This is a genomic window from Novacetimonas maltaceti (genome assembly GCF_002906255.1).
GTDB classification, from domain to species: Bacteria; Pseudomonadota; Alphaproteobacteria; order Acetobacterales; family Acetobacteraceae; genus Novacetimonas; species Novacetimonas maltaceti.
On record NZ_POTC01000075.1, the window covers coordinates 1 to 9,159 of the forward strand.

Genomic DNA, 9,159 nt, shown 5'->3' on the forward strand with positions numbered 1-9,159 from the left:
GCGAGAGACAACTCCCAATCTGCTCAAAACGCAGACTGGACGCCATCGCAAAAACCGTCAATCAAATCGCCAAAACCCAGAAATTACCGGCCAAGCACATCAATCAAGGGTTCTTCGATCCCTCCACCTGTTTTTGGCGCACAAAACCCCGCTAGAGTCCTCACTTCGAGGGCCGTTTTGCGATCTGTTTCGGCTCCAGATTTCTGGCATATCTCAGAAATTAACCTTGCGCGTCGCATGTTCCCGCCAGAGTCCTCAGTTTTTGCCTCTGAAAGAAACTCCATGAGGACTCTGGCGGGAATGTAGGCTGGAACAGGTGTTCAGAACTTTCACTTGGTCGGGTAGCGCGCTGAGATGCTGGCTCCGTCGATGTACGTTTTACGGTCTCTCGGGATAATGTCGTGGCGTGGGCTACGCCCGCCAAAGTCCTCATCTGGATGTTGTGGTTACACTGGGGGCTGACGTCTGTGATCACGCGTGACATAGCCCTGTCTATTTCCGCAGGCTCTGCGAATCGACCCTCTCGGATATCCCAACTGATCTACCCAGTGACGCCGTTGTGAGTCGCGGCAGGGAGATAATCAACAGGTCTTCATCAGGGGAAATACTGGTTTCCTGATATTCTGCTTTTTTGCTGTGTGCCACTGGACGAATGCAGGTGAAAGCATGACCGCAATCAGGAAATTCCCCGATTTATTGCCGGGCTTTAGCTGGCGGGATATCGAGGTGAATGGCGTGCGGATCCGCACGGCTACCGGCGGAAACGGACCGCCGCTGCTCATGCTGCATGGTCATCCGCAGATGCATCTGACCTGGCACAAGGTTGCGCCCGCACTGGCGAAACGATTTACCATCGTGGCCCCAGATCTGCGGGGATATGGCGATAGCGCCAAGCCTGAAGGTGGGGCGGATCACGCCAACTATTCCAAGCGGGCCATGGCGGCTGATCAGGTTGGCGTCATGCACCAGCTTGGATTTGAACGGTTCATGGTTGTCGGGCATGACCGGGGCGGACGGGTGGCGCACCGCATGGCGCTGGATGCGCCGCAGTCGGTGGAAAAACTGGTGCTGATCGATATCGCACCGACAGCAACGATGTATGCCCGGACCAATATGGAATTCGCCCGACGCTATTTCTGGTGGTTTTTTCTGATCCAGCCCGCCCCCTTGCCTGAAAGGCTGATCAGCGGGGATCCGGACTTTTTTCTCGAAAGCCACATTGCAGGACAGATCAAGATACCAGGATCGGTCGATCCGCGTGTCATGGCCGAATATCGTCGATGCTACGCCGACCCGGCAATGCGTCATGCAGCATGCGAAGACTACCGCGCTGCAGCAGGCATCGATCTGGTCCATGATGCGACTGATGCAGACAGGCGGATTGAGGTCCCATTACTGGCTCTGTGGGGTGCACGTGGCACCGTGGGCGCGCTATATGACGTTGTCGAGACATGGCGCGAAAAAGCCGTGGACGTGCGGGGATACGCGATCGACTGTGGTCATAGTCCGCAGGAAGAAGCACCGGCAGAACTGCTGCATCGGCTTGATGCGTTTCTCTGACCTTCGCGAAACAGTTGGAGAGTCAAAGCTCGATTTTCACCGCATTATAGTCAGTTATGCTTTGAAAAGCAGACCCGTTCAATCCAGATGACGCGATCGCTGAAGATATCGATCGGCTGTGTGCGGATTCAGAGGTTACGGAGCGACCTCTGACCCGGATGAGCGGGAGGCGACCGCATGTTCCAGATAGAGCCGCAGCATCGTAATGGCTTCCTTGTCCTGGGCCGGGCGGGGGACCGAAAGATCCTGTGGCAGGGCAAAGATCGCCTTGACCAGATGCAGCAGCATCACGGCCCGTTCGTCATGTGGACCCGGAGAACCACCCAGCCGTGACAATAACTGGCTCATGCGCCCGATCAGCGCCTTGCGGAGCGTTCCTGTCCCATCTGGCAGGGTAATCCCGCTGTCGAGCAGGGAAAGGACGACTGAGCGTTCCGTCCGCAGACGCTGGATGATGTCCAGCAGTCCTTCTGCTGCATCACGTGGCGACAGCGGCGGATCGCGGTCGACCAACTCATCCAGGGCATGCAGGAGCCGCGCGCCGTAGCGTTCGAGCACTGCGGCGGCCAGCACGTCCTTGGTCGGGAAAAAACGGTAGAGCGAACCGATTGCCGTGCTGGCGCGGGCAGCGATCTCGGTCATTGTCGCCGCCTCGTAAGATTTCTCGCCAAAGACCGTTGTCGCGGCCGTAAGGATCGCTTCAACGCGGTCGCGTCCGCGCTGCCGCTTGGGCGCGAGTGGTGATGAACGGGGCGGGCTTGACATAATGCGAGGGTACCCTCAACTTTCTTTTATGCGAGACAGTCCTCGCATAACCGATTTTCCATTGCCGGTCGATGTTTGACCCGACCATGTATCCAGATCCCGGAAGGCGCCGATCCGTGAACAGATTTGACCCGCGAACCACAGCCCTTGTCCTCATTGACCTGCAGAATGGCATACTTGCCCTGCCAACCGCCCCGCGGCCATCGTCGCAGGTGCTGGAGAGCGGTAAATCGCTTGCTGCTCGCTTCCGGGATGAAGGTGCTACGGTCGTACTGGTTCGGGTCGCGTTTGCACCTGACTTTGCCGACGCGCCACCGGGTCTGGCCGACCAGCCCTTAAGCCCGCCGGAAGGCGGCCTGCCAACGGACTGGGCGCACCTGGCCGATGGGCTGGCAGCACCCGGCGATATCGTCATCACCAAACATCAGTGGGGGGCATTTACCGGCACGGAACTTGACCTGCAATTCCGCAGGCGGGGCATCCGGACGGTCGTGCTGGGCGGTATTGCTACGAATTTCGGGGTTGAATCCACCGCACGGCACGGCTGGGAACTTGGCTACCATATTGTCATCGCCGAAGATCTCTGCACTAGCCTGTCAGCAGACCTTCATGATGTTTCCGTCCGCTCGATCCTCCCGCGGATTGCACGCGTGCTGCCTTCCGATACAATCGTGTTTGGCGGTTAAGCGGTGAGGGTGGGGCCATCAGCGTGGCTGCTGACCGGGCGATGGGGCTTACTGGCGCTGCTTTCGCTGGTTTTCGGTATGCTTCTGGCCGTCTTACGCCTGCCGGCCGCGCCGCTGCTGGGACCACTGGGGGCGGCGGTCGTACTGGCCACACGGGGTAGTGCGGTCCGTATTCCCCGCTGGGCCTTTCTCGGCGCACAGGGCGTGGTCGGGGTCATGATCGCCAGCTATCTTTCAGCCTCGATCTTTCACGAAATGGCAGCCAGCTGGCCGGTCTTTGTTGCCGGTACGTTTTCTACCCTGTCTGCGGCAGCCCTTCTCGGCTGGCTGCTGACACGCTCGCGCCTGCTACCCGGCAATACCGCGATCTGGGGTTCATCACCCGGTGCGGCCACGGTCATGACCCTGATGGCGGAATCATACGGGGCGGATATGCGGCTCGTCGCCTTCATGCAATATCTGCGCGTGGCCTGCTGCGCCGTCATTGCGGCTGTTGTTGCGCGCGTAGCCGGAACGCCGTCCGCCCCGCTGGTCGTGGCACAGACCCTCTCATGGCAGGGGGCTTTACTGGCGCTGGTGATCGCACTGGCAGGGAGCGCCGTGGGAACCCGTCTGCGCGTGCCGGCCGGGGGACTGCTTGTGCCCATGGGGATCGGGATGGCCGCGAGGCTTGGTGCTCATCTGCCGATCGAACAGCCGCATTTTCTGCTGGTCGCGGCCTATGTCCTGGTCGGGTGGGGCATCGGCATGCGGTTTACGCCAGACGTGCTGGCTTATGCCGGACGTGTCTTTCCACGCGTGCTGGGTTCCATCCTCGCGCTGATTGCGGTGTGTGGCGGCTTTGCATTGATACTTGCCCGGCTGGCGCATGTGGATCTGCTGACGGCTTATCTTGCAACCAGCCCTGGTGGAGCTGATTCCGTCTCCATTATCGCCTCGACCACAAAAGTGGACATGCCTTTCGTCATTGCCATGCAGGTCGCCCGGTTTTTCTGTGTTCTGGTCACCGGGCCAGCTTTGGCGCGTTTTCTGTCCCGCAGATCGTCGGGAAAAGGACAGCGCGATGTGTCGCAAGAAATACACGGGAAATAGGCGAAAAGGAGGAGGGGCTTGCTGAAGACCAATGCGACAGATCCCGCTCTTGCAAACCCGCTCGCGCTGAGGCGTGACGACAATTTTGGTTGATGGCGGGAGCAGCGATTTGGCCATCAGGGTGTAGTCATTTACCCCGCTTGTCTGGCGCGCGGCATCTTCTTTCGCTGCATCCCCGTTTGACAGTCATATCCATTCCGATGATGTCATAGCTTCCTGTAGTCGCGTGGGCTGATGCCGGTTTCCCTGTGAAACATCTGTGCAAAATGGCTCGCACTCTCATAGCCGCTGGTCAGGGCAATCTCGATGATGGACCTGTTGGTCTGCGATAGAAGGTTTTTCGCATGTTCCACACGCCGTCGGATAAACCAGCGTGACGGGCTTTGCCCCATGGTGTTGTGAAATGACCGGCTGAAATGAAACCGGCTCATCCCGCACAACCCGGCCAGAAAATCGAGATCGAACGGTTCGGCGAGATGGGCCTCCATATGATCCAGCGCCTTGCGCAGCTTCCACGCTGGCAGTTGTGCGGGTCTGGGTGTGGGCGAAGGCTGTGTCTGGGCATAATGACGCAGAAGATGGACGGTCAGACTTTCCAGAAGTCCATTCACAAATAGCGAACTGGCCGAATGAGGTGTCTGGATCTCGGCTGTCAGACCTGTCATGACGCCAGAGATGAATGCATCCTGAACACCGGAAATGTCGCGCATGGAGAGCCGGGACGAATTAAGCCCCAACGATTGGGCAGCCCGGTTGACCAGAGTAAGGCCCAGATAAAGATGCAGGACTTCAAACGGACGGTCCGGATCGGCCTGCCAGCGCATGAGGTAAGGCGCATTGGTCTGTGTCAGGAAGAATGATCCGGATCCGACCTCACTTTTCGTCCATTCACCGGTCAGTTCTCGTTCCTCGATCTGCGCTTCTCCCGAGATGATCCAGACCAGCAAGGGCTCGGCCACGGCCGGGACCAGCACTTCATCCTCGTGTTGCGGCCGGCGGAATATCTGTGCCTCGGCCTCTTTCCATGCCCCTCCTTGGCTTTGCCCGATCTTCCGGCCCGGAATACGGTCCTCGAGGGCATAACAGGCGGCATGCAGCGAAGAACGATGCGGGTAAGGCATCCGGTTTCCCTTTCAGGCGTGCCGTGAATTGTCCAGCCCAACTCACAAAAACGCAAAATCACAATGGTTTTAGCAAGAGGACGACAGAAACCATCTGCCTTGGTCTTTACCTGTTTTCTCGTTCTTTTTTAAACGGAATAGGTGAAGATTATCATGAGTATCAGAGGTAAGGTCGCCCTTGTTACCGGAGCCTCCAGCGGGATAGGCGCTGCAACAGCACGCAAACTTGCAACAGAGGGGGCGATTGTCGGTCTGGCAGCACGGCGCAAGGACCGTCTGGACGCGCTGGCGACGGAAATCACCGGGGCAGGCGGCAAAGCCGTTGCCCTTCCAACCGACGTTACGGATCTGACGTCATGCAAGGCTGCAGCAGATGCGCTTATCACCCAGTTCGGCAGGATTGACGTGTTGGTCAACAATGCGGGCCTGATGCCCCTGTCCAACATTGACAGCCTGAAAGTGGACGAATGGCAGCGTATGGTGGACGTAAACGTGTCCGGTGTCCTCAATGCAACGGCGGCGGTTCTTCCACAGATGATCGCACAGCATTCGGGCCATATCTTCAACATGTCCTCGATTGCGGGCCGGAAAGTCTTTACCGGCCTAGCCGTCTATTGCGCCACCAAGGCCGCCGTCGCGGCATTTTCCGATGGACTCAGGATGGAGATCGGGCCAAAGCACAATATCCGCGTCACCTGCATCCAACCGGGTGCCTTGAAGTCGGAACTGTACGAGCAGATTACGGATGCCACTTACCGCAGGCAGATGGATGACCTGGCGGCGTCCATGACCTATCTGGATGGCGAGGACATCGCTGATACAATCCTGTTTGCCCTGAACGCACCATCCCGCATGGATGTCGCAGAACTGTTCGTTCTGCCCACCGAACAGGGATGGTAAGGATCAGAATCATGAAAGAACTTCGGCGGGAGCAATTTCTTCAGGACATTAAAGTTCAAGGTCGGACAGCCCCGGATGATCGTCGGGGCGTCTTCCCGCAGGCCAATGGAACAGTCGGTCTCCGGCCTCTATCGGCAGGTCATTGATCGATGCGACCCGGCGGCGCATAAGCCCGGCGGTATCGAATTCCCACAGTTCATTGCCGTAAGACCGGAACCATCGACCCGCATCATCATGCCATTCATAGGCAAAACGGACAGCCATGCGGTTATTGCGGAAACCCCAGAGTTTCTTGATCAGGCGGTATTCGTGCTCTACGTTCCATTTGCGTGTCAGGAAGGCCACGATCTCATCGCGTCAGGCCATCGGACGATCCTGGGGCGGATTGACTACAAAGATCCATGCCATTTGCGATGCCCTGAGTAACCCGGTGGAGATTGACATCACATCGGGAAAGAATGCGGATACCAACCGGGCGGAACCGATGCTGGAAAACATGGACCCAGATGCCTTCCTTGTCGACAGGGCGCATGATGCAGACAGGTTGATCGACCGATCGACAGAGCGCGGGATTACCCCGGTCATACCGCCAAAACGCAATAGAACGATGCAGCGGGCAACCGCTTCGCTTCAATCATTATCCTTCTTGACTGACGACACGCCGTAGAAGGTATTTCGTCAACCTTCATCTGAATTCCGCGTCAAAAGCATGCTTGGTAGGCTCAGGACCCATTGATATGATTGCGGAAATCTGATTCAGCCTCTGTGAGGAGACTGAAGATGAGTGACCTGTATTGGTTGACGGAGGAGCAGATGGATCGTCTGCGGCCCTTTTTCCCGAAGAGCCATGGCAAACCTCGCGTTGATGATCGTCGTGTGTTGAGCGGGATCATTTTCGTGAACAGAAATGGTCTGCGCTGGCGTGATGCGCCCCGGGAATACGGTCCACACAAGACGCTCTACAACCGCTGGAAGCGCTGGAGCGCTATGGGGGTATTCATCCGCATGATGGAGGGACTGGCTACTGGCAAGGCAGAGTCTCAGACAATCATGATTGATGCGACCTATCTCAAGGCACATCGCACGGCTTCGAGCCTGCGGTTAAAAAAGGGGGCTCAGGCCGTTTGATCGGGCGGACCAAAGGCGGGATGAATACGAAGCTGCATGCTGTCACCGACCGGAACGGACGTCCGCTCGGTGACAGCAGGTCAGATCAGTGATTATACTGGTGCCGCTGCCCTTCTGGACAGTCTGCCACCAGCCGAATGGATGCTGGCAGACCGGGGCTATGACGCTGACTGGTTCAGAGAGGCCCTGGAGGAGAAAGGGATCAAACCCTGTATTCCTGGTCGAAAATCTCGTGCAAAACCGGTCAAATACGACAAACGGAAATACAAAAGACGCCACCGTATCGAGATCATGTTCGGCAGGCTCAAGGACTGGAGACGGGTCGCAACACGCTATGACAGATGCCCGACCGTCTTCTTCTCGGCAGTCTGCCTCGCCGCAACCGTCTTGTTCTGGCTATGAGTCCTGAGCCTAGATACGTGGAGACAATAAATGCGTGAGACTGGAGAGCATGTGCCAAAAATGTATCCCGGATATTTTAGTCGAAAAATATCCGACCACAGAGCCGCAAAGAGCTGAGCGCAAAAAGAGAATAAAAGCGCATAGCAAAGGAGGAAACCCCTCCAAAGATTTTGATGTTGTCAGTAAGCGCAAGAATAAATAGAATTGAGAGCCAAGGTACCTCATAAATCGAGAGAATGAGGAATATGTGTTGGACCATGCATTAAAATTAATGCCTCCGGCAAATATTTCTTGGCGTCGTATACGTCCTTGTTCCCACTGATTTTCTGTCGTTAATAAGAACTCGCGCGCGATAGCCGAAAGCGCATGGGCAAAGAAAAACAGATCCATGCCAATTATGATCATGTTGCCTGATATGGAAGACCATTCCTGAGGCTGCGCAATATGTGGCAGACAAAGGTAGAGCGTCATCGTGGTCAGTCCGCCAGTCAAGATACCCCTGAAGAAGGGCCTGATAAATTCAGGACCTCCTCTGACGAGACCGTACCAGGTTCCGGCAGCAGCTACGGAGGCGACATAGACCCATATCGGAAGCTGGCCGCAATCCGGATGTTTGTCAGCCCAGAGGAATGACATGAGTGTGAGGACGGCGGGTGCGGTGACAGTTTCATCAACGGTTTCGGGCCGCTTACCAATGCGGAGCAGCCAACGGACGATCCTGCCGGTTTTTCCTTTGGAAAAGTGATAATCTTTATCGCCGTTGTCTTTATTTCGGTCGTTTTTTATTTGGTTCGACATCGTTTTTTTTATCTACATGATTTTCGGTTTCTTTAATGGCGGCATACAGGCTCTTTACTGACGCCATTGCCGTGTCGTAGATGAAATGTTCGCCGTAAACCATGGATGCCTGAAACCGATCGAAGGAATCACGACATTCTGAATTCGTCATAAGATAAGCTAACGCCTGTTCGGTGCCTGCCTCTGGGTCTGCGCCATACGCAGGGAACCATTTCTTAAACTGCTCTGCGTCACTGACCATGATCTGTCTGGCAAGTGTCGAGACACGAGGCAGATCGAGATGGGGCAGGATGCAATGCAGGTCGTAGACGTGCCTGATCAGGAAGCGGTCATAAGCGTCTGTTTTCCGTCCTTCCAGATAACCTGCTGTCCGACGGGTCAGGGCCACGAATTTTTCGGCTGCGGTCTCATCCACGGAAATGCAGGTGATCTGCTGTATTTCCGGTTCGGCACCCGTTGCTTCGCTGACGAAAGACCGCACCGATCTGTCGACGGTCGGGAGTGCCGCAGGCGCGTATGTCAGTTCGACGAGAAGGTGCGGGCGCAGATCGACGTCTTCGGCCATGCTGCCCGCATAGCGCAGTTCGGCACGGATATAGTGGTTTTCGTTTTTGGCGGAAATGACGGGTTCGGGAAAACCGAGGTCCATCGCGATTTTACTGATGATGTCCTTCAGCGTGCCCAGAATCTTCCGGGCCGCACTCTTG

Annotated in this window: 9 protein-coding genes and 2 pseudogenes; 6 read left to right on the plus strand and 5 right to left on the minus strand. The window is 56.6% G+C overall.

The window, feature by feature from the left end; genetic code table 11:
• The first annotated feature begins 666 nt into the window (after positions 1-666).
• Positions 667-1,560, plus strand: a complete 894-nt coding sequence (locus tag KMAL_RS15175; RefSeq protein WP_087609038.1) for an alpha/beta fold hydrolase — start codon at positions 667-669, stop codon at positions 1,558-1,560.
• Positions 1,561-1,695: 135 nt separating this feature from the next.
• On the opposite strand, the gene KMAL_RS15180 is transcribed toward KMAL_RS15175, so the two are convergent.
• Entirely contained in the window at positions 1,696-2,325 is a 630-nt protein-coding gene (locus tag KMAL_RS15180; RefSeq protein ID WP_087609039.1) for a TetR/AcrR family transcriptional regulator, read from the minus strand.
• A gap of 116 nt (positions 2,326-2,441) precedes the next feature.
• Here KMAL_RS15180 and KMAL_RS15185 point away from each other — a divergent pair, with 116 nt between their 5' ends.
• Complete coding sequence (locus KMAL_RS15185) at positions 2,442-3,011, plus strand: hydrolase (RefSeq protein WP_087609073.1); 570 nt, start codon at positions 2,442-2,444, stop codon at positions 3,009-3,011.
• A gap of 9 nt (positions 3,012-3,020) precedes the next feature.
• A complete protein-coding gene (locus KMAL_RS15190) occupies positions 3,021-4,103 on the plus strand; it encodes an AbrB family transcriptional regulator (protein WP_048851911.1) in 1,083 nt (360 codons plus the stop codon).
• A gap of 206 nt (positions 4,104-4,309) precedes the next feature.
• On the opposite strand, the gene KMAL_RS15195 is transcribed toward KMAL_RS15190, so the two are convergent.
• Positions 4,310-5,224, minus strand: a complete 915-nt coding sequence (locus KMAL_RS15195) for a helix-turn-helix domain-containing protein (protein WP_087609040.1) — start codon at positions 5,222-5,224, stop codon at positions 4,310-4,312.
• Positions 5,225-5,365: 141 nt separating this feature from the next.
• On the opposite strand from KMAL_RS15195, the gene KMAL_RS15200 reads away from it, so the two are divergent.
• On the plus strand, positions 5,366-6,124 hold the full coding sequence (locus KMAL_RS15200; RefSeq protein ID WP_110096371.1) for an SDR family oxidoreductase: 759 nt from the start codon (positions 5,366-5,368) through the stop codon (positions 6,122-6,124).
• A gap of 48 nt (positions 6,125-6,172) precedes the next feature.
• On the opposite strand, the pseudogene KMAL_RS15205 reads toward KMAL_RS15200, so the two are convergent.
• Positions 6,173-6,481, minus strand: a pseudogene (locus KMAL_RS15205) (DUF1348 family protein); the annotation flags it as partial.
• Between KMAL_RS15205 and KMAL_RS17950 the strand changes: the two are divergent.
• A complete protein-coding gene (locus KMAL_RS17950) occupies positions 6,387-6,791 on the plus strand; it encodes a transposase (RefSeq protein ID WP_082084931.1) in 405 nt (134 codons plus the stop codon). The pseudogene KMAL_RS15205 and the gene KMAL_RS17950 sit on opposite strands and share 95 nt — an antisense overlap.
• A 113-nt stretch (positions 6,792-6,904) precedes the next feature.
• Positions 6,905-7,654 (plus strand): annotated as a pseudogene (locus tag KMAL_RS15215) (IS5 family transposase).
• Between the two features lie 9 nt (positions 7,655-7,663).
• Here KMAL_RS15215 and KMAL_RS17000 read toward each other — a convergent pair.
• Both KMAL_RS17000 and KMAL_RS15225 read right to left on the minus strand, forming a co-directional pair.
• The gene (locus tag KMAL_RS17000) at positions 7,664-8,452 is read right to left on the minus strand and encodes a hypothetical protein (protein ID WP_146044238.1); all 789 of its coding nucleotides are present in this window, start codon (positions 8,450-8,452) and stop codon (positions 7,664-7,666) included.
• On the minus strand, positions 8,421-9,159 hold a 739-nt coding region (locus KMAL_RS15225; protein ID WP_146044239.1), incomplete at its 5' end, for a nucleotidyl transferase AbiEii/AbiGii toxin family protein. The genes KMAL_RS17000 and KMAL_RS15225, both read right to left, overlap by 32 nt.

Bases quoted from the DNA above. Each gene is read 5' to 3' on its own strand.
- KMAL_RS15175 (WP_087609038.1), top strand. From the start codon at position 667: ATGACCGCAATCAGGAAATTCCCCGATTTATTGCCGGGCTTTAGCTGG.
- KMAL_RS15180 (WP_087609039.1), bottom strand. From the start codon at position 2,325: ATGTCAAGCCCGCCCCGTTCATCACCACTCGCGCCCAAGCGGCAGCGC.
- KMAL_RS15195 (WP_087609040.1), bottom strand. From the start codon at position 5,224: ATGCCTTACCCGCATCGTTCTTCGCTGCATGCCGCCTGTTATGCCCTC.
- KMAL_RS17950 (WP_082084931.1), top strand. From the start codon at position 6,387: ATGCGGTTATTGCGGAAACCCCAGAGTTTCTTGATCAGGCGGTATTCG.
- KMAL_RS17000 (WP_146044238.1), bottom strand. From the start codon at position 8,452: ATGTCGAACCAAATAAAAAACGACCGAAATAAAGACAACGGCGATAAA.